Annotated in this window: 18 protein-coding genes; 10 read left to right on the top strand and 8 right to left on the bottom strand. The window is 54.5% G+C overall.

From position 1 onward, the window contains the following. The first annotated feature begins 186 nt into the window (after positions 1-186). The 5 genes from FHR98_RS11365 to FHR98_RS11345 all read left to right on the top strand — a co-directional run bounded on the left by FHR98_RS11365 (position 187) and on the right by FHR98_RS11345 (position 5,393). Positions 187-1,164: a PDR/VanB family oxidoreductase gene (locus tag FHR98_RS11365; protein ID WP_183416816.1), complete on the top strand. Its 978-nt coding sequence runs from the start codon at positions 187-189 to the stop codon at positions 1,162-1,164. 59 nt (positions 1,165-1,223) lie between these two features. Beyond that, positions 1,224-2,330, top strand: coding sequence for a Rieske 2Fe-2S domain-containing protein (locus FHR98_RS11360; RefSeq protein ID WP_183416815.1), 1,107 nt, complete (start codon positions 1,224-1,226; stop codon positions 2,328-2,330). Beyond that, on the top strand, positions 2,327-3,535 hold the full coding sequence (locus FHR98_RS11355; protein ID WP_183416814.1) for a CaiB/BaiF CoA transferase family protein: 1,209 nt from the start codon (positions 2,327-2,329) through the stop codon (positions 3,533-3,535). Before FHR98_RS11360 ends, FHR98_RS11355 begins: the two co-directional genes overlap by 4 nt. A gap of 10 nt (positions 3,536-3,545) precedes the next feature. Then, positions 3,546-4,307 (top strand): enoyl-CoA hydratase/isomerase family protein, encoded by a 762-nt coding sequence (locus FHR98_RS11350; RefSeq protein WP_183416813.1) that lies wholly within the window; start codon positions 3,546-3,548, stop codon positions 4,305-4,307. An 87-nt stretch (positions 4,308-4,394) separates the two neighbouring features. Next, complete coding sequence (locus FHR98_RS11345; RefSeq protein WP_246377763.1) at positions 4,395-5,393, top strand: YeiH family protein; 999 nt, start codon at positions 4,395-4,397, stop codon at positions 5,391-5,393. Here the strand turns inward: FHR98_RS11345 and FHR98_RS16845 are convergent. The 4 genes from FHR98_RS16845 to FHR98_RS11330 form a co-directional block, all read right to left on the bottom strand. After that, positions 5,323-5,565 (bottom strand): type I restriction enzyme endonuclease domain-containing protein, encoded by a 243-nt coding sequence (locus FHR98_RS16845; RefSeq protein ID WP_367575441.1) that lies wholly within the window; start codon positions 5,563-5,565, stop codon positions 5,323-5,325. The genes FHR98_RS11345 and FHR98_RS16845 overlap by 71 nt on opposite strands. A 679-nt stretch (positions 5,566-6,244) precedes the next feature. After that, entirely contained in the window at positions 6,245-6,370 is a 126-nt protein-coding gene (locus FHR98_RS16745) for a hypothetical protein (RefSeq protein ID WP_281369948.1), read from the bottom strand. A 95-nt stretch (positions 6,371-6,465) separates the two neighbouring features. After that, positions 6,466-8,154, bottom strand: coding sequence for a DUF6538 domain-containing protein (locus tag FHR98_RS11335; protein ID WP_322091249.1), 1,689 nt, complete (start codon positions 8,152-8,154; stop codon positions 6,466-6,468). 169 nt (positions 8,155-8,323) lie between these two features. After that, a complete protein-coding gene (locus FHR98_RS11330; protein WP_246377760.1) occupies positions 8,324-8,626 on the bottom strand; it encodes an ArsR/SmtB family transcription factor in 303 nt (100 codons plus the stop codon). A 69-nt stretch (positions 8,627-8,695) separates the two neighbouring features. Between FHR98_RS11330 and FHR98_RS11325 the strand changes: the two genes are divergently transcribed. Then, the gene (locus tag FHR98_RS11325) at positions 8,696-9,514 is read left to right on the top strand and encodes an alpha/beta fold hydrolase (RefSeq protein WP_183416810.1); all 819 of its coding nucleotides are present in this window, start codon (positions 8,696-8,698) and stop codon (positions 9,512-9,514) included. 37 nt (positions 9,515-9,551) lie between these two features. Here FHR98_RS11325 and FHR98_RS11320 read toward each other — a convergent pair whose 3' ends face one another. Beyond that, complete coding sequence (locus tag FHR98_RS11320; protein ID WP_183416809.1) at positions 9,552-10,157, bottom strand: TetR/AcrR family transcriptional regulator; 606 nt, start codon at positions 10,155-10,157, stop codon at positions 9,552-9,554. Positions 10,158-10,270: 113 nt separating this feature from the next. On the opposite strand from FHR98_RS11320, the gene FHR98_RS11315 reads away from it, so the two are divergent. Further along, positions 10,271-11,098: a Rossmann-fold NAD(P)-binding domain-containing protein gene (locus FHR98_RS11315; RefSeq protein WP_183416808.1), complete on the top strand. Its 828-nt coding sequence runs from the start codon at positions 10,271-10,273 to the stop codon at positions 11,096-11,098. Positions 11,099-11,275: 177 nt separating this feature from the next. Here the strand turns inward: FHR98_RS11315 and FHR98_RS11310 are convergent, their stop codons facing one another. Then, positions 11,276-14,545, bottom strand: coding sequence for a PAS domain-containing protein (locus FHR98_RS11310; protein ID WP_183416807.1), 3,270 nt, complete (start codon positions 14,543-14,545; stop codon positions 11,276-11,278). Between the two features lie 377 nt (positions 14,546-14,922). Here FHR98_RS11310 and FHR98_RS11305 point away from each other — a divergent pair, with 377 nt between their 5' ends. From FHR98_RS11305 to FHR98_RS11295, 3 genes are all read left to right on the top strand, one after another. Beyond that, positions 14,923-15,114 (top strand): Flp family type IVb pilin, encoded by a 192-nt coding sequence (locus FHR98_RS11305; protein ID WP_246377752.1) that lies wholly within the window; start codon positions 14,923-14,925, stop codon positions 15,112-15,114. Between the two features lie 98 nt (positions 15,115-15,212). Continuing rightward, on the top strand, positions 15,213-15,761 hold the full coding sequence (locus FHR98_RS11300) for a DUF924 family protein (protein ID WP_183416806.1): 549 nt from the start codon (positions 15,213-15,215) through the stop codon (positions 15,759-15,761). A 12-nt stretch (positions 15,762-15,773) separates the two neighbouring features. Further along, positions 15,774-16,151, top strand: a complete 378-nt coding sequence (locus FHR98_RS11295; protein ID WP_183416805.1) for a hypothetical protein — start codon at positions 15,774-15,776, stop codon at positions 16,149-16,151. Between the two features lie 19 nt (positions 16,152-16,170). Here the strand turns inward: FHR98_RS11295 and FHR98_RS11290 are convergent, their stop codons facing one another. Both FHR98_RS11290 and FHR98_RS11285 read right to left on the bottom strand, forming a co-directional pair. After that, on the bottom strand, positions 16,171-18,609 hold the full coding sequence (locus FHR98_RS11290) for a mechanosensitive ion channel family protein (protein ID WP_183416804.1): 2,439 nt from the start codon (positions 18,607-18,609) through the stop codon (positions 16,171-16,173). A 100-nt stretch (positions 18,610-18,709) separates the two neighbouring features. Next, complete coding sequence (locus FHR98_RS11285) at positions 18,710-19,414, bottom strand: pirin family protein (RefSeq protein WP_183416803.1); 705 nt, start codon at positions 19,412-19,414, stop codon at positions 18,710-18,712. Positions 19,415-19,452 lie beyond the last annotated feature (38 nt).

Raw genomic sequence — 19,452 nt, 5'->3', positions numbered from 1 at the left:
AGTCAAACCTATAGATCAATAAATTTGAACTAATTAATATAGAATATATCGTTTTTTATGTCTTATTTAATGAAGCATAATCTTCACCAATTGCACTGGCGGACAGCCCCTCGCATTGCCGTTAGGAGCAGGTTTAGAGCAGAAATACGATAAAATTCATGCCGGGAATAAAGTGAAGTAATCAGAATGGCAACCGAAAGCACTGATAAGAGAATAAAGCTCCGAATTGCTCGGGTTATTTGTGAAACCGACAAGATTCGACGGTATGTATTCGAGAGCTTGGACGCTACGCCGCTACCCCCCTTCACCGCTGGGGCAAATATCAGCGTTTTCTTGCCTAACGAAGTCGTTCGTCAGTACTCGCTTTGCGGTGATCCTGCTGACAGGTCACGGTACGAGATCGCTGTCCTTTGTGAAGTTGATGGGCGCGGTGGGTCGAAGGAAATTCACCGCACCTTCATCGAGGGCGGCGAAGTATTCATATCTAGCCCCCGCAATCTGTTTCCTCTGAACCAGGACGCCAACCACAACATTCTGCTTGCTGGCGGTATCGGCGTAACCCCAATGATTGCAATGCTGCAGGAACTGGAGAGCCGACAAGCGTCGTATGAACTCCATTACTGCACTCGGTCCATTGATACGACGGCATTTTTAGAGTTCTTGACCCCAAGAATCCAAAACGGACGAGTGCGAATTTATCATGATGGTGGGGACCCAGCGCGCGGTCTGGATATTGACGCATTCCTGAAAAGCAACGACCAAGATACCCATCTCTACTACTGCGGTCCTAGCGGCTTCATGAAAGCCGTAAAATCAGCGTCCGAGCATTGGCCCAGGAAATCCGTTCATTTCGAATACTTCGCCGCATCAAGCGATGAGAATGTGTTGGTAGCGACGGAGAATAGCGCCTTCAAGGTTAAGATTGCTAGTACTGGAGAGGTCTTTGACATCCCTTCTGACAGCTCGATTGTGGACGTCCTCAGGGACAATGGGTTGCCGGTCGATACCCAATGTGAGGAAGGATACTGCGGGTCTTGCATGACGCGTTATCTGAGCGGTGAACCGGACCACCGAGATTCGGTGCTAGATGAAGAAGACCGCAGTCAGTTCATGCTGATCTGTTGTTCGCGTGCCAAATCACCATGCCTCGTTTTGGATTACTAAAGCTGGTTGGAACCGGCGAGAAAATGGAATTGCGAGATGATCAAACAAGGAGAAACAAGATGACGACTCCACCGAATTCAATCAGCCCCTATCAATCGGTGAAGAACTGCTGGTATGTGGTCGGCTTTTCAAAGGAGTTTGAGCCTGAAAAGCTTACCGAGCATAAGGTTGCCGGTAAAGTGATGGTGATTTGGCGAACAAAGGATGGAGGAATCGCTGCGCTGGACAACCGTTGCGCACACAAAAGGTTTCCTTTGTCGGAGGGCCGCCTCAAAGAAGACGGCACCTTGGAATGTGCTTATCACGGTCTCTGCTACAACGATAAGGGACGCTGTACCTTGATCCCATCGCAGATGGATCAGGAAATCCCGGCGCAAGCCAAGGTCAATAGCTTTCCGGTCATCGAACAGGATGGCTTGGTTTGGGTTTGGCCGGGCGATCCTGCGCGAAAGGATGATCGGAAACCTCCCCGAACACCGGAGTTGGCTGATCCAGATTTCGAAAACATTGATTCCGGGCCAATGAGAATCCCGGCAAACTATCTTTTGCTGATCGAAAACCTACTCGATATCACGCATTTCTATCCGCTCCATGACGGCAACATCGGAGATTTCGAGAACAGCAAGATTCCCATCAAGTACGAAGAAGACGAGGTCGATGGGAACAGATATGTAAAAACCATCCGAGAGGTTAGAAACTACAACCAGCCGCCCTATCTGCAGGATTGGTTTGTTTACGATGTAGTCGATCGCTTCCACACCCATCAGATGGTTAGCCCAGCTTTCACGCGTGTTGAAATGCGCAATGCGCCGCCAGGTGAACTAGGCACCGATAAAGAACGGGGCTATGTGCTCTATCACTTCCATACACCCGTCGACGAAAAGAACCACATTTGGTGGTGGTGCGTGAATTGCAAGGCGGATCATAAGTCCGCTGGCGATCCGACGATGAGCACCGCTAAACGGGTTGCATCAATGTTCCCCGATGTCGTCGCACAAGACCATTGGGCCCTAGAGAAGCAGCAAGCGATGTTTGATGTTCCAGACGAGGGTTATTCCGAACTGTTCCTGAAGCCGGACAAAGCGCTACGTCGTGCCCGGCAGATTTTCACCCAGATGCTGCGTGAGGAAATGGTGCCAAGCGAGGTCCGTGGGGCAGCGGAATGACAACAGGACAAAAAAGCCAAGCGAGCGGCCCGATTGGGCCGCTCGCGGGTATTCGTGTACTTGAGCTTGGCCAGATCGCTGCTGGGCCGTTCACAGGATCATTGATGGCCGATTTAGGTGCTGATGTGGTCAAGGTCGAGCGCCCCGACGGTGGTGACGGTATGCGAAACTGGCCGCCATTAAGCAAACCGTCAGAGGGTGAAGCTTACAGTGAAAATTTTGCGTCTTTGAACCGCAACAAGCGGAGCATAGCACTCGACCTTAAGGACCCAGGGGATCGGCAGGCGTTGAAGACACTGGTTTCATCCGCCGATGTGCTGCTGGAGAATTATCGCCCGGGAGTCCTCGACCGTCTTGAGTTAGGATACGAAGCGCTTTCTGCAATCAATCCGAGAATTATTTACTGCTCGATATCCGGATACGGACAGCAAGGGCCGAATGCCAGTAAGGGTGCCTTCGATGTCACAGTTCAGGCAATGGCCGGGATCATGAGCGTGACGGGGGAAGACGGAGCGCCGCCGGTAAAGTGCGGCGTACCGGTCGGGGATTTTTGTGCCGGACTCTATGCCGCTTTCTCCATTGTTTCCGTTATGCGAGAGGTAGAGCGAACGGGGATAGGCAAGCGAATCGACTGTTCCATGGTCGGAAGCCTGCTCGGCGTCTCGGCCTTGCAGAGCAGCGAGTTTTTCGGAAGCGGAGAAGTGCCGAAACGTCTTGGCTCCGCACATCCCAGGAACGCGCCCTATCAGGCCTTCAAGGCAGCCGACGACTACTTTGTGATTGCCGCGGGTAACGACCGTCTTTGGAAAGAGGTTTGTGATGCGGTGGGCCTACCCAACATAGCTGTAGACCCTCGTTTCTTGACGCAAGCGGATCGGGCAAGGAATCAGGTGGAACTTGTTAAACTGCTGGCGCCGGAATTCCTTAAAAAGAGCGCCTCTGCCTGGCTCGTTGAAATGGACAGTCGCAACGTACCCTGTGCGCCAATCAATAATTTTGAGCAGATACTGAACGATCCGCAGATAAAGTACATGGGATTAGTCTGTCCGCTTCGGCTGCCAAATGGCGTCGAGACTCAGACTGTCAAGTATCCGGTTGGAATTTCCGGATATGATCTCGGCGTTTATCGGAACCCACCCGAACTGGGCGAACATAACGCAGAGGTGTTATCTGAATGGACAAAGACCGATCCCAGCAAGGAATGATTACCGGATAATGCAAAAATCTCACGCTCATCAGGACCGAACCGCCGTAGGCATCTCGCACGAGGGCTCTGTCACGCATTTGATGCTGAATAGGCCGGAGAAACTCAATGCCGTCAATGCGGAGATGGTTGAACAATTGATTCGCGGCCTCGATGAAGCGGTGCAGCGAGAATCGCGCCTCGTCGTCTTCTCGGGTAGCGGCAGAGCCTTTTCGGCTGGGTTTGATTTGTCCGGCCTTGAAGAGCAAACGGACGCAGACCTGCTTTATCGTTTTGTCCGAATAGAAATGCTTCTCCAGAAGATATATACGGCGCCGATGAACACGATGGCGATTGGGCATGGCCGTTGCTTTGGTGCAGGGGCCGACATATTTTGCTCCTGCGCCCGTAGAGTTGCGGCCGCGGGTACTACGTTCAAGATGCCTGGTCTGCAATTTGGCATCGTGCTGGGAACGCGTCGGTTCGCCCAATTGGTTGGAAGGGATGTGGCACGCGAGTTGTTGAGAACCTCTCGCGTCTTCACGGCCGAAGAGGGCTTGGGCTTGGGTGTGGTGCAGCAGATCACTGAAAGTGAAGACTGGTCATCGTTGATTGAAACCATCGCCAAGGAAAGCAGCTTCCTGACTTTGGCGGCTGCGAGTAGCTTGCTGCGGAACACGCGCGACAGGTCTGCGGACTTAGACCAAGATTTGTCGGAGCTTACTCGCTCGGCAGCAGCACCGGGGCTGGCCGATCGCATACAGGCTTACGTTTCCAAAAGCGCCAGTCAGTAACCCGTTACTCCTCCAATGCATGCGGCCATGCGCTAGCACATCGACGCATGGCAATTTCCAACCTCTAAAAGCTATGAGCTTTGACATATGTCCGCATCCATGACCGACCGTGCCATCGTCTCCGTGAAAGAGAATTTTGGCGGCACCGCGCTTGCAGCAGTCATCGCGGGCGCTGCGACCTTTCTTGCCGAGCATTATGCCGCGCCTGTCATGTTGTTTGCGTTGTTGATCGGTATGGCGTTCAATTTCCTGGCGACCGAAAGTAAGTGCGCTCCTGGGATTGCTTTCTCATCAAAGAGTCTGCTTCGGCTTGCCGTTGCGTTGCTTGGATTCCGCTTAAGTTTGGGCGATATCCAGCTCTTGGGGGTATGGCCGATTGTCGCTGTGTTCCTTCTCGTCATTCTTACGCTTGGCGCTGGTGTCGCACTGTCTCGCATGGTCGGTAGAAAATCGGCCTTTGGCTTCCTGGCTGGAGGCTCGGTGGCGATTTGCGGAGCCTCTGCCGCCTTGGCTATAGCGTCGGTGTTGCCTCAAAAGGAGGGAAGGGACCGCGACGTTCTTTTCGTCGTTATCGCTGTTACTGCGTTATCGACCGTAGCCATGATCTGCTACCCAATTCTATTCAAGTGCCTAGATTTCTCCGACTTAGAAACGGGGTTTTTGATCGGGGCGACCATTCATGATGTCGCACAGGTCGTTGGCGCGGGTTATTCCGTCAGTGAAGAGGCTGGGGTCGTCGCGACATTCGTAAAAATGGTTCGTGTGGCGCTGTTACCAATCGTGATGTTGATCGTCATGATTGGCTTTCGCCACAGCGGCACGGCTCGCCTTGGTTTGCCCTGGTTTTTGGTGTGTTTTGTGGCGGCGGCAATTCTGGTTAATCTTGGGGTGATACCGGACGCGGTTGTAGCGGTTATCAAGTCACTGTCGGCTTGGCTGCTGGCGATAGCGATCTCTGCTATCGGTATCAAGACAAACTTAGGCGAGATTGCCAAGGTCGATGGTAAGTTCGTCTTTATCGTCGTGGCCGAGACGGTTTTCTTGCTGGTCTTGGCATTGGCTGCCGCGCGTTTTCTTTTTCCGTAGGGTCGATGAACGGCCCGTCTGCTTGTTGGAGAACAGTTTGCACGGCCGCGTTCTGAAGACCAGGTGGGTAGCCAATTTTTCGTAAGATGCGTTTCATCAGAACGTGCATGAGGGCGTGAGCGGGATCGCAGTATTGCCAATCAACGGAGGCATTTGTCTTGAGGCTATTCAGCAGTGCTTAGGCGATCATCCACCGCTTTACCGCGCCCTCCTGGCCTAGGTTGTTGGAAATCAGCGCTTTAACTGCGCCTCTATAAGGTTAGGATTTCTCAGCGGATTTCTAGAGGCTGGACCTACATTCTTATAGTTGGCCACCTAAGACTTCTCTCATATGAGCCCATGCTTCGGGGGTGTCTGGTGGCCAAAATTCTTCGGGTCCGCTGTTTGCCTGCTATCTGACCCACTCGGTATTTGAGAAGGCAGGTGTGAAGGCTAAATTCAGTTGCGGGAGCTTCTCCATCCTTACCGAGCTAGCCAGATGGCATTCACCCACAAAGGGTGCATCGTAGGCTAGAGCCCAGATCGCTTCGATCCCTGGCAGCCATCACGCAAAAGGCGAAAATTCGCCCGAATCACATGACCTTTCCATGACATTACGATGACATTTGGTCATTTATCAGTTTCCGAGTGCAGAACCAGCTTAAGCAGTTCAACGAGACTGGCGGCGGCCAGCATACGCGCAACCTGCCCCTCTATACCTACCTCAATTTGCAATAAACAATTGAATTGCGAATCTGTTTTATCGCTTAGTGCGCCCAACCAAACGGACCCTTGATCTTGCCTAACTTGACGGCTCTTAGAGAAGCGTCCTTTCCAGCGCCAGGCAGCAATATACTATGTACCGCTGATGATTATTCAGGGGCTATCTCCAGCATTCCATGGAGATGAGGTGCGGCGGGCAAGCCTGATCGTTTGATGGATTCAAGATAAAGTACGCGATCGATTTTCCGACCAAGACCTCGGTTCAATTTACTCATGATCTCTCGTCGCAGATGATTTATGGGGCGCCCGATGTGCAAGCAATTTGCCGCCCGTACGTGAGATCGAGGCCAACTTGCCAAGCAGTGCCCATCTATACATTTTCGGAATCATAAAGGTGTGAAAGGTCAAGATCAGGATAGGAGACGGCTTCTACCATCTCGAGGCGTTTAGCAAGAGTACCGTCGGGCAGGCGTCCATAGCGGTCGGTTACGGTTGCTCCGGCATGGCCGATCAGCGGTTGGTAGGCCTCCTTGAAGTAGCCTGCTCTCCGAAGTGCATCGATGAACGAATGACGGTAGGAGTGAAAATTGAGAGATTTGTCCTCCTTTACGCCTATTCGCTTCGTATAACGGCCATACCATCGACTGGGGAAGCCTGAGAGGAAGCCGCGGGCATCGGGTTTAATCTCCGGGAAGAGCCGCCTCGCGCTTCGCTTATTTTGAGTGGAGACATGCCGCAAGAACCCTAAACGGATAAGTTCGGAATGGAGAGGTACGACCCGATAGGCGTTCTTCGTCTTGAGCCGCTTCGCTTCGTCTCCATCGGTGGTGATATGAATGATCCAGGTTCCGCTTTCTTCCCGGACATCCTCCACGAGCAGTTGGCAAAGTTCGCCCAGACGAGCACCGGAAAAGAGTGATAGCAACGGGAGCCAGAAGCGGTGATCAAGCACTAGATGGTTGCCACTTTCATGCTCTTTGGCATCCGAAAGACAACCGGTGAAAAGAGGGGAATTGAAGATGGTTTTCAGTTGCTCGGATGAATAGGGCGCAATTTCCTGCCGATCTCTTCTGAGTGAAGTGAGGTTTCCCTCTACAGGGTTATCGTTGATGTCACCCCTATACCGAAGCCACCGGCAAAAACCACTCAAGGCCGTGAGATACTTGTTGATCGTCCTCTGTGAGATCGTCGGCCGCCCGAGGGCACGATTGACCTCGATCGTTGCTCGAAAGTCGAGACCCTTCAGTTCAGTGATTTCTGCTGCCTTTCTTGGCCAGGCGTTCAAAGCGTCTTTCCAGGCGGCTACGTTCTTGCGCGTTAGAGTGTCTGCTCCGGAGCTCCTGCCGACGAATTCAAAAAATAGGGCAACGGCTTTGCGGTTTTGATCGAGAGTGTCGGCCTTGATCGTTTCAGCCTTCTCTCGTGCATAAAGCTCAAACAGGTTTGCAAGCGATCGGCCCGGAGGCGCTGATTGGCCTGTTTCTTCCTTTGATGGCTGCGCAACCATCTCAGGGTTCGGCGACCCTTCGAAAATACCTTGATCTCGCTCTTTCGCTAACCGAAGTGCTTCAATTTTCGCTTTTGCAATCAGATGGCAGAGCTGCTCATAGCCTCGACTTTCTTTCGAGATTAGAAACTTATTCCTTTTGATAATTTCGTCCGCCGCCCATTCGACTAATGCCGTCTCTCCTTCTGCAAGGTGCTTTCTCAAAGCTGCCATTTCCGGGTCTCGAAACAATTTGTTTCTCTCGAGCAGACTCTCGCTTCCCCGGTTTTGCTGTCGTTCAATCTCGTCGATCACCAGTTCCCTTTTAAAGAAAGACCAGACCGCCTTTTTTATGGCCTCATCGCTTGGGCAGCGACGCTGTCGCGCCGCTTCAAAATTCTGATAGATTTCATCCAACACCGAGAACGAACGTTTGCGAGCCTCCATGGGGTCCTTGGTGTGCAGAGATCGTGCGATCTCCCTTTTCCCAAATATTTCCTGAAGGTCTGCCGGCACCGTGACCCGGACATAGTAGACCGACCCACGTCGTACTAAATTTGTGGCTAGTGACATGATCTCTCGTAGCTAGAGTAAGTGACAGTTCGTCGTAACACTTTCTCATTGAAATGATCATAAAGATCAATAAGTTATTGGCACGTAAGGGGATTCATTTTCATGGCTGAGAATCCTGCCGCCCCAGCCATTTTCTGGAAAGGCACTAGTATTGGTTGGTTTGGTAGATTCAACCAGCCGCTGACAATGCCCGTCCCAACCAAGCTAAGTAGTCTTGAATGACGTCTTCATTTCGTTTGCAGTAAGACCACTTTTGGTGCTTACGAACGGAGATGAAACCCGCCTGCCTAAGTATCTCCAAGTGTCGACTAGCGGTTGGTTGGGCTACTTCCAAAGCTTCCGCTATCAGTGTCATACAAACCCCGAATTCAACAGGATCAGCAGACCACTGCTGCCCGAAATGCGTTTGCGGCTTGACCAGGAGCTGCAAAATTTTCATGCGGGTCTCGCTGGCCATTGCTTTTATCTGCATTGATCGATCCATGACTGTCATTATATAGTCAGTTAGCTATATGTAAATATGACAGTGAGGCCCGCAACTATGTTGGACCTACCAAATACTTCGGTCATTGAAGGCAATGCCGTTAGATGGGGACAGCTGGGAAATGGCCCACCCTTGGTCGCCATCCACGGCACGCCCTTCTCCTCACAGGTCTGGCGCAGGGTCGTGCCGCACCTTGTCGATCTGTATACGGTTTACTTTTTTGACCTCGTTGGTTACGGGCAGTCTGAAATGCGAGACGATCAAGATGTATCGCTCGCCGTTCAAAACCGAGTGCTTGCCGCAATGTTCAATGAGTGGAATCTGGATCGACCACATGTGCTTGCTCATGATTTTGGCGGCGCGACGGCTCTGCGTGCCTATTATCTCAATGGTTTGCGCTACGCGGCTTTGACAATCTTCGACGCTGTTGCATTGGCCCCATGGGGATCACCCTTCGTTCAACATGTGCGTGATCACGAGGCGGCCTTTTCAGGCATGCCGGAATACATGCACCAGGCATTGTTGAGGGCGTACTTGCAAACCGCAGCATTCAATCCCTTGTCGGAAGAGGCGGTCGAGATCTACAGCGCGCCGTGGTTGGGGCCGGTTGGCCAGGCCGCCTTTTATCGGCAAATCGCACAAATGGACCAGAGTTACACCGACGAGGTTCAGGGCCTATATGACGCCATGGACTGTCCGGTGTCTGTTCTGTGGGGTGAAAAAGACGAATGGATTCCATCTGAGACAGGGCAGCAACTAGCAACGCTGATTTCCAATCGTCCCTGCACCCTGATTCCGGATTCCGGGCACCTTGTGCAAGAAGACCGTCCAGAAGCAATTGTCGCGGCCATTCTCAAGCATTCCACCATCACATGACGTCATTATCGGACATTGGTGGGTGAGCGTGGCGGCGTCAGGGTAACTCGGGTGATGCCTGACCGACGAGAAGTTGTTTGGCGACGGTCTTCATCTTCGTGACGTAGGTTCGTTGAGACCAATTGCGGTCAATCGTGAAGTACTCCCAGTTTCTCACCGAGACCAGCGCGCAAAGAATATCCGTTGCCGTCTCGACAGTGTGCTCAGGAGAGAGGCACCCATCCCGGCGCAAAGCCATCACCGCGGCATGGCATCCTTGGCGCAGGGCAGTCATTCGCTCGTTCCAGGCAAGTTTGGCGGCCTCATCCCTGTCGCTCATGGCCATTAACTCCCGCGCGAGACCGTGAATTTCGGGAATATAGTTTCCCCAGGCCTCGATAAAGGCATTGAGCCGATCCCGCCCGTTCTTCGCCGAGCGGCTGGCGGCTAACCTGGCGTCCACGTCCTTCATCTTGTCGATGTAGTGCGTTGTCGCGATCAAGAGGTCTCTGCGCGAGGGAAAATGGAGATAAAGGGCCTGACGGCTGACCTTTGCGTGCTTGGCAATATCGGCCATACGCACTTCTTTTCCTCTCGCATTTTCAAGGAGTTCCCAGGTTGAAGCCAAAATTCTGGTTTGCGTATCGCCAATTTTACTTGACACCGTGTAAACCTCCACCTAATTGTCATGGTGTCAATTTACATCGTGTAAAGTTCGTTGGGAAGGGGAGATGCGGTAGCGCTCCCGCTCAATTGGAAACCTGAAGGAGAACAGCAATGTCCACTCAGCCAATTCTCATTATCGGCTCTACCGGCAAGACCGGCTCTCGTATCGGCAAGCGACTGCGAGTCCGTGGGGAGGTGGTGCGTGAAGGATCGCGCCAAGCCAAGCTACCTTTTGACTGGGACAGGCCGGAGGGGTGGCGCGCTGCTGTTGCCGGCACTAAAGCCATCTACATTTCCTACTTTCCCGACCTCGCGTTCCCGGGCGCGGCGGAAAAGATCGAGGCGCTAACGAAGATTGCCGCCGAAGCGGGCGTCCAACGTCTCGTCCTCCTATCGGGTCGCGGAGAACTGCATGCACAGCGTTGCGAGGCCATCGTTGCGGACAGCGGTGTGGCGTATACCTTGGTTCGGTGCGCGTGGTTTGCTCAGAACTTCACCGAGGGCTATCTGCTCCCGCATCTTCTCGGCGGCGCGATCGCTCTTCCGGCGGGCGAGATGCTTGAGCCAATCGTCGATGCCGACGATATCGCCGATGTAGCAGTCGCTGCCTTAACCGAGGAGGGTCATGCGGGTGAGCTTTATGAAGTGACGGGTCCGCGGTTACTGAGCTTCGCGGACGCCGCAGCCGAGGTCTCTTCTGTCTTGGGGCGCAAGATCGACTACCGCGCAATCTCCCTGGAGTCATTCCGCGCATCCATGGTCGCGATCAGCGGAGCCTTCATTGCCGACATCCTGACGGAGATATGCCGTCAAACACTGGACGGACGGAACCAGTTCCTGGGTGATGGTGTGCAAAGGGCCCTCGGGCGGGAGCCCCGTGACTTCGCGGATTTCTGCCGGGCATCGGCCGCGGAGGGGTTCTGGAAAGCCGCAGCTTGAAGGAGTTGGCAAGGGCCTGTCCCTGAGATGATCATCACAGGGACAGGCCTGCATCGGCGAGGTCGGCCGACTGGCGGGCGCTGGGAGAGTATTCTCTTCGCGGTATGGAAAATCCGATGCCGCGCTTTGGAGTCACAGTGCCGTAGGAAGCTGACCCGGCGTCAACCCTTCGGTTCCCTACGTGCCGGTGTCGAGGGCCTTGCGAACCGTTTCGGCAAGCTGATGGCGGCGATATGGCTTGGCCAGCAAATGAACGCCGGTTTCCAGACCCCTTTTACCCACAACAGCGTCTTCGGAGTACCCCGAGCTAAAGATTATTGGCAGTGCCGGGTCCAGGCGTCTTGCCTCCGTGGCAAGTTTCTGACCACTAACTCCGCCTGGCATAACCAAGTCCGTAAACAATAGATTGAAGCGACCTTCCTCGAGTTTTCGCAAAGCTTGATGGCCATCGGCAACACTGGTCACGTCGTAGCCCAGCAGCGTCAGTTGGCTGCAAACGTTTCGGCGTACCAGATCATCATCTTCCACCAACAAAATCCTCTCGGTCCCCGCAGCACTTCTGGGCCTGCGTGTCTGATGCGTCCTTTGCGGCGCATCACCTTGCGCAAGGGGGAAGTAGAGCCTTGTACGGGTTCCCTTGGCGGGTTTTGATTGAACGTCAATGTGTCCCTTGGATTGTTTCACGAACCCATAAACCATACTGAGACCCAGACCGCTGCCCTTCCCGACTTCCTTGGTCGTGAAGAAGGGTTCGAAGGCATGGGCAAGTGTTTGCGCGTCCATGCCCGAGCCGTTATCGGTCACCGAAAGAAGCAGATAGTCGCCGGTTTGTAGGTTGGCTTTCTGGAGAACCGCGTCCGATGCGGCAGAAACGTTTTCGGTTTCTATGATCAACTCGCCGCCTTCCGGCATGGCGTCTCGGGCGTTGATGCAAAGGTTCAGAATCGCGCTTTCGAGTTGAGGGCTGTCGACCATGGCTTGGGCGGGACTTCCGTTCAGGCGCATGGAAATAGAGATCTGTGCGCCCAATGCCCGTCTTAGCAGGTTCGCCATGTTTGAAATGAGAGCATTGACATCCGTTGGTTTAGGGTTGAGCGGTTGTTGGCGAGAAAAGGCCAGCAAGCTGCTGATCAGTTCTGCGCCTCGCTCCGCGGCAATGCGTGTCAGTTCCGCAAGCGCCTGAAGGGAAGAGCTCGGGGGGAGATTCTCCTCCAGTTCTTCGGCGTTGCTCAAGATCACGGTCAGTAAATTATTGAAATCGTGAGCGACGCCGCCGGTGATCTGTCCAACCGCTTCAAGCCGTTGGGACTGACGAACCTGTTCTTCCATGACCTTTCGTTCGGTGATGTCGGTCGTGCAGCCGAGCATCCGAACCGCCTTGCCGTTTTTATCGCGGATAATGACGATATCGTTTGAGACGTTTACATACTTTCCGTCGGCTCGGCGCAAGCGGTACTCCATGGACCAGAACCCGGCGTCGTTCTCGACCAAGTCTTGCAACTCCTTGAAAACGCGCTCGCGATCATCGGGATGAACGTGCTCCCTCCACAACTGCCTGCTTGTGTGGGGATCGGACCAATCATGACCGAATACCTCTGGAAGCCCGTCGCTCCACCAGACCGTGTTGCTGGCGATATCCCGATCCCAAATGACATCGCTGACAATCTTGGCGGCGAGCCGATACCGCTCTTCCTGGAGCTTCAGTCGCTCGGCAGCCATCTTTTGCTCGGTTATGTCGGTAACGACACCGACCACTCGAAGGAGTGTCCCTTGTGAATCGTAGACCGGAAAATGGCGGTCCTGAATCCAGATCGTTGAACCGTCCGGTCTGACGACCCGGTATTGCGCGTCATAGCTGCCATTTGGAAATTCCTGAGGCGCAGGGTCGACCTGCGGCCGGTCGTCTTCGTGGATGGCGTCGACCCAGATCATCGGGTTGCGGTACAGCTCTTCGCAGCTTTGGCCCCAGAACTTTTCATACAACGGGCTGACGTAGTAAATTTCATCTGCCTTCGGGCTGCTGATCCAAAACACCTCACCTATGGTTTCCGCAATCTCGCGAAACCGCAGTTCGCTCTCTTTGAGCGCATGGTCCTTGCGGTGGCGCTCCACGGCGACAGCTACGAGATTGGCGTAGCGCTCTACCATTACATGGTCGGCGGCTTTCGGCGCTTTCGGCTCGTTCCAGTAGAGAGCGAAGGACGCGACAACTTCGCCATTCGATGCAATGACTGGAATGGACCAGCAAGCCCGTAAACCGTGAGGCACGGCTAAGTCCTTGTAATCCTCCCAAAGTGGATCGTTCGCTATATCCGTTACGATCACCGGTTCCCGGCGGTACATGGCAGTGCCACAGGACCCGGTGCGCGGGCCGATGGCTAACCCATGGAGCGCTTTGTTATAGGAATCCGGCAACCTGGGGGCTGCTCCGTGTCTGACATGGATACCGTCGGGGTCGAGCAATAATATAGAGGAGCTGACGCCCGGCATGAGCTGATCGACCGCCCGGGCGATGGAATCGAGGACCTCTTCCAGCGTGGCGCCGGAAGAAACCAATTCCAAGGCCCGACTTGCGGTCGCGTCCTGAAAATCAGTGCGCTTGCTGTCTGTGATGTCGCGTATCTGAATCACAAGACCCGCAGGCGCGCTGCTGGTGGCCACTTCGAGCCAGGCGCCGCTGGTTTTCAGGGCCACCTCGAACCGTGTTGGCGTCGGCGTCTCCAGCACTTCGGAAAACTTAGAAGCGAGCGCCAGCTCATCTTTGAAAACCGGCATTTCCACCAGGTGTCTTCCAATGCCTTCTGCCTTGCCGCAGCCCAGGAAGGTGGTGGCTTGATCGTTCAGGAAGCCAATGGTGCCGTCGCTCGCAAGGATCATGAAAATGTCAGGAACGCTATCGATGACACTATGTAATCGCTGCTGATCCTTTCGACGATTCAGCAAGGTCATCACTTGGTCGGCCACGGCTCGCAGCGCTGTTTTTTGAGAACTTTTCAGGCTTCGGGACTTGTAGTCCAAAACGCAAAGCATCCCGAGCGGGAGACAATCTCCAGCCAGTAGCGGCACACCCACATAAAACCGCAAGTCCTTATCTGCGGCGTAGAACGGCGTTTTACGGAAGGTCCCGTCTTTACCGGAATCGTCGAGGATCTGGATATCCTGGCTGAACAGTATCGATTGTCCGCTGGACGCGGCTGACTTCAATGCCGGCGCGCTCCACCCTACACTGGCTTTGATCCACTGCCGGTTGCCGTCAGAAAAAACGATCAAACCTATCGGCGCATCGCAGAGATGCGCGGCTATTTGGGCCAAACCTTCGAACTCGACATCGGGTTCAGAGCCGAAAATGTCAAAATCCTGCAAAGTTGCGAGCCGCGCGTCCTCAGGCCAGCGTCGGGCCTTCTCCCTCTTTTCGGAAATAACTGCTTTACGTTTGTTGCTCGCCAAATTGATCCTTATCCGCGCAGTCGTTGTTGATTGTACCGATTTTATTGGTTGTCATAGGTCCAGACAATTCGCAACCCATAGAAATCTCTGTGGCGTAACAGACTACCATAAATGTAAGTGGTCCGCCCTTGATTGACCGACACACCGGAGATTGCAAGGGTAGCGGGAGGACGTCGAGGATCCGTTCTTGGAGTCGCTAGGATGAGTAAAATTAGACTCCAAAAAATTGTTATTAAATTTTAGGCTTCTAAACGGTTTGTTTACAGTTTCGGTTTACGCTGTGTTTAATAATTGTAATACTAACCAAGAAAATACGCGGGGCACTGGGCAAAAGCTCCGGGAAAAGCAACGTGACGTGAGATGAAGTGGAGTCGGACATGCGGATGAGGGCACTTGGACCGGCATTGAAAAGCACGCTGAGTAGGTTTGCCGGTGATTCGAGCGGCGCCTCTTTGATCGAATATTCGATCTTGATCGGGATGATCGCTGCAACGGTGATTCTGATTATTGGAGCGGTTAGCGGCTTTATTAATGTGCGCTGGACGAATTTGAACGCAGCAATTACGTAATTTTTTGTAAGATTGGCAAGCGTCAAATCCCAGTACTATAGAGCCGCGACGCGTAAATTCTACGCGACGTTCGCTCACGGGACCTTCAAGGATTAGGCATGAGCCGGATCGAACATGTCCTTGATTTCTGGTTCTCCCCCGAGAATGAGCCTTTCTGGTTTGCAGGCGACAAGCAGTTCGATGATCGTGTCGCGCTACGGCTTGGCGATTTGTCGAGGCTGGCGTTCGCGGGAGCGCTGGACGGTTGGCGTGGCAGCCCGCGCGGTGCCCTGGCCCTGGTGTTGTTGCTGGACCAGGTGCCACGCAACCTTCATCGTGGCACGGCTCAGGCATTTGCTGGCGACGCGTCGGCCTTGGAGGTCGCTGAAGAGGCAGTTGATAGAGGATTCGACCGCGGGTTGCGGCAAAAAGAACGGCTCTTTCTATATCTGCCTTTCGAACATAGTGAGACACTTGGGGCGCAAGAACGTTCCTGTGCCCTGATCGCGGCCTTGGATGAAAACCCCGACTGGCTGCAATACGCTGTCTGGCATAAGGTTATCATTGAGCGGTTTGGGAGATTTCCGCACCGTAACGAAGCGCTAGGACGAATCACGACGACCGAAGAAATGGATTTCCTGGCGAATGATCCCCATGCGTCGTTTTAAAAGGAGTGGACCGTGAAATTTATAATCCGGGGCCTGCTGATGATGACGTTCATGACGACTTGGCCCTTGGCGGCCAGTGCGCAGACCAGCGATGCCGATCAAGTGCAATCCATGACCCAAGACCAGGCCGAGGCAATGTTTCAGGACCTTTACCGCGCTTTCGATATCACGAGAAACTGTCGCAAGCTGGAAGATGAGGGGCTGAACGAAAAGGTTACGGCGATCATTTCCGCCCAAACCGGTAACAAGGTCGCCATCGGCAAACAGCTTTCGTTGATCGATGCGGCTAAGCAGGAATCGAAGAAGACCGTCAAGGCGGAAGGGTGCGACGGCCCGAAGGCGAGCGAGAACCTGGGTGTTTACGACGCAAAGATCGCACCTCACCTCTGACGGCATTACAACGAATTGGTCAGTCGTCGCTGCCTTGTGGCGGAATCTCGCTTTGTTTCTTGCTGCCGTTACGAAGGACTTCTACGACCCTTTCTGGATTCTTCACATGCAGATCACGCTGCGGGAAGGGAATCTCCACGTTGTTTTCGCGGAAGGCCTTATCGATGGCAAAGTGCAGGTCGCTGGTGACTGTAATGAAGTAATTGGTGTCACGGGCGTAAACGCGTAGCTGGAAATCGAGCGACGAATCCCCGAAGGCCATGAAAACGACGAACGGCGCTGGATAGCTGAGCACATCCGGGTGGTCTTTGGCGCAATCCAGAAGCAGCTTTTCAACAAGCCGGGTGTCGGAACCATAGGCGACGCCGACCGGGATCGTCACGCGCACGATCCGGGTTTTGTGGGTCCAGTTGACCACGGGCGCGGATACCAGCTCCGAGTTTGGAACGATGACTTCCGCACGGTCGAACGTTTCCAACTCCGTGGAGCGAACCGAGATGCGCTTTACTGTACCCTCGTAGCCACCGACGACAATCCAATCCCCGACCTTGATGGGCCGCTCAATCAACAGCAAAAGCCCGGAGACGAAATTGTTCACCACGTTTTGTAAACCAAAGCCTATGCCGACCGACAGGGCACCGGCAATGATCGCTATGTTCGACAGGTCAAGCCCCATGGTGGCAACGGCCAGCATCAAGGCGATGAAGAAGCCAACATAACCTAGAGCCGCGGATATCGAGTGGCGGGCGCCAACATCCAACCGGGTGCGCGACAGTACGCGTTGATTAAGAAGTTTCCGCAGGAACCGGAAAGCGATGAGCGCCAAAGCAAAGATCACCACCGCCCAGAAAAGTGAAACGGGTTGGAAGGTCATACCGCCCACGGTGAATCCCTGCATAAACTCCGCAGCGCCGTAAGCGATGACCGTCTCGGGTACGCCCCAGACGAGCAGCAGCAGCGGCAAACCTAGGAGAAGCAGCCCGAAATCGATCAGCAACCCGAACCAGAAGCCGATCGATTGGCTGCCGTTTTCCGTGATCTCCAGCTGATTTGATATCCAGCCGCCCTTTCCTGCCGGGGCAAAAATCGCGTTGACGAAGGCATTGGACATTGTGCGTGCCAAAAGCAGTCCGCCAATCAGTATTGCCGTCAGAACCACCCCGCTGGCGATCTGATAGGAAAGGTTGGCATAGCCAAACAGGGCGGATAGCGGGATAGCGGCAACAGCCAGAATTATGAAAAGGCGCAGTAAGGGCAGATGGCTGGTACCGGGATTTTCTCCTTCACCGCTCTCAGATGGCTTCTCTTGCTTCCAGAGCCAATTTCCCAGGAAAGGAAGCAGGAAGAACGCCGTGATTCCGTTGCCCAGTAATGCGAAGAGCATGGAGACTTCCGCCGATGCCGGCCGAAACGGCTCGGTTGCGATCCAGATTGCCGTTCCCAGCGACAACCATGCCACGAGTAGCTTCGTGTGGAATCCGGCCTTTCGGGCCCGGTCTGCGTCCAACGGCACAATCGCCCATTGCGGCTTCTGCGGCGCCAATACGGCACGCGCGCACTGACCCACGATACTGTAAAAGATAATTGCCATGGCGATACCGCGCGCCAGCGGCGCCGATTCGTCGGGAACCAAACCGGTCTGGTGCAACAGCAAGAGCAGAACATAGGCGCTGGCGGCGGGGATCAGACTGTCTGTCAGCCCCACGATCGCCGCGGCCATGACGGCCCTTGGATAGCTGGGCGTTTCAATATCCGAGCGCTGACCGTAGCGAGCCTTGAGCCGGTGGCGTATCAACGCGCCCAAGGCCAAGGTAATGATCAAAGCCAACAATACGGTCAAGTAAGGCTTCCAGCCGACAACTGCCGGTCGCGCAGCCTGCCACCAGAGGACTGGCCGATGGGCTAGCTCCGACGCGATGGCGGATGCTTCCTGCAGGCCCTTGCGCCAGACCTCCAATGAAAGAGGCGAGGGACCGCGCTGCAAGAGTTCCGCCGCAACCGTGGCGCTGCGTTCGAGTGAGAGTTGCCGTAGCACGACTTCCGCGCGCGCCTGTATCGTATCGCCTTGGCGTAGCAACCCCTCCAACTCCGCAGCTCTTTCATTCAGCCGATCGCGTTCACGTGCGACCTGTCCCGTTTCCGCCGGTTGTCCTTCCTCGGGTGCGGGTCCCATTGCCGCCAATTGCGTGCGCACGGGTGCCAGCAAACGGCGGATGTCGTCTTTGACGCCGTTCAGGTCATCAAGCGTCCGTTCCACCTGGTCTCGAATCTGCCCAGCGAGCTTGTCTGTAAGGGGCTGCTTTGCGAGATCGTCATCGATTTCGTTTAGCGAACCGCTCCGGTCGGCCAGGGTCTGACGTATGTCGTTGAGTTGCTGTGCATGGCTTGGTTGAATCGCCAGCGTTAGCAGGAGGATGAAAACCGCGAGGGTGGGAAGCAGTCTGGCCGCGCGCACCATGAAGTCCTTTCCATTGGATCACACCAAGAGGATAACCGCCCAGGCGTCGCTGCGCGAGCCCCCCTTGGTGCTTCCATGGATCGTTCCGTTCAAGACGCCATCAAACCTCCGGCGCGTCGACGAGAACCACTTCGCTGTCGTCTACGGCAGTGATCTCGAGAGTCTCCGGTCCGCGTACGGCCAGGCCATCGCGCGTCTCCACCGGCTTTCCATTAACGGTCAGGCGCCCGGTAGAGGGGACAAGATAAGCAACGCGGCCGGCCGTAAGTTGGTGACGAACCGTTTGCCCGTTGCCCAAGCTGGCCGCTAGGACCGCCGCGTCCTGGTGTATCCGTAGGGCGTCTTCGTCCCCGTTACGTCCGGAGGCCAGGGCTACCAGGCCGGCAGATCGACTGGATTTGGGAAATTGGCGCTGTTCCCAACGTGGCTCAACCCCTTGCTGATTGGGCATGATCCAGATCTGAAACAGTTCTGTTTCCTCATCCTCCAGATTGAACTCGGCATGCTGGATTCCCTTGCCTGCCGACATGACCTGGACATCACCCGCCTCTGTCCGTCCCGTGTTTCCGAGATGGTCGCGGTGGGTGATGGCACCTTTGCGGACATAGGTGATGATCTCCATGTCCCGATGGCCGTGTAGATCAAAGCCGGTGCCGGGGGCGATGGTGTCATCGTTCCAGACCAGCAATGCGCCAAGTCCGCTCCGCTTCGGATCATAATAACTGCCGAAACTGAAATGATGCCGAGCGTTCAACCAGTCATTCCGGAAACGTCCCAGGGTGTCGAAAGATCGTAGGTCTAACATTGTTAGGGACTCCTCTTCTGCTCTTTGAGCTGTTGCCT

The organism is Limibacillus halophilus, assembly GCF_014191775.1.
Taxonomy (GTDB): domain Bacteria; phylum Pseudomonadota; class Alphaproteobacteria; order Kiloniellales; family CECT-8803; genus Limibacillus; species Limibacillus halophilus.
Note: the sequence above shows the minus strand (reverse complement) of the source record. Positions and strands in the feature narration are given on the sequence as shown.

Bases quoted from the DNA above. Each gene is read 5' to 3' on its own strand.
- FHR98_RS11365 (WP_183416816.1), top strand. From the start codon at position 187: ATGGCAACCGAAAGCACTGATAAGAGAATAAAGCTCCGAATTGCTCGG.
- FHR98_RS11360 (WP_183416815.1), top strand. From the start codon at position 1,224: ATGACGACTCCACCGAATTCAATCAGCCCCTATCAATCGGTGAAGAAC.
- FHR98_RS11355 (WP_183416814.1), top strand. From the start codon at position 2,327: ATGACAACAGGACAAAAAAGCCAAGCGAGCGGCCCGATTGGGCCGCTC.
- FHR98_RS11350 (WP_183416813.1), top strand. From the start codon at position 3,546: ATGCAAAAATCTCACGCTCATCAGGACCGAACCGCCGTAGGCATCTCG.
- FHR98_RS11345 (WP_246377763.1), top strand. From the start codon at position 4,395: ATGTCCGCATCCATGACCGACCGTGCCATCGTCTCCGTGAAAGAGAAT.
- FHR98_RS16745 (WP_281369948.1), bottom strand. From the start codon at position 6,370: ATGAGTAAATTGAACCGAGGTCTTGGTCGGAAAATCGATCGCGTACTT.
- FHR98_RS11335 (WP_322091249.1), bottom strand. From the start codon at position 8,154: ATGTCACTAGCCACAAATTTAGTACGACGTGGGTCGGTCTACTATGTC.
- FHR98_RS11330 (WP_246377760.1), bottom strand. From the start codon at position 8,626: ATGCAGATAAAAGCAATGGCCAGCGAGACCCGCATGAAAATTTTGCAG.
- FHR98_RS11325 (WP_183416810.1), top strand. From the start codon at position 8,696: ATGTTGGACCTACCAAATACTTCGGTCATTGAAGGCAATGCCGTTAGA.
- FHR98_RS11315 (WP_183416808.1), top strand. From the start codon at position 10,271: ATGTCCACTCAGCCAATTCTCATTATCGGCTCTACCGGCAAGACCGGC.
- FHR98_RS11305 (WP_246377752.1), top strand. From the start codon at position 14,923: ATGCGGATGAGGGCACTTGGACCGGCATTGAAAAGCACGCTGAGTAGG.
- FHR98_RS11300 (WP_183416806.1), top strand. From the start codon at position 15,213: ATGAGCCGGATCGAACATGTCCTTGATTTCTGGTTCTCCCCCGAGAAT.
- FHR98_RS11290 (WP_183416804.1), bottom strand. From the start codon at position 18,609: ATGGTGCGCGCGGCCAGACTGCTTCCCACCCTCGCGGTTTTCATCCTC.
- FHR98_RS11285 (WP_183416803.1), bottom strand. From the start codon at position 19,414: ATGTTAGACCTACGATCTTTCGACACCCTGGGACGTTTCCGGAATGAC.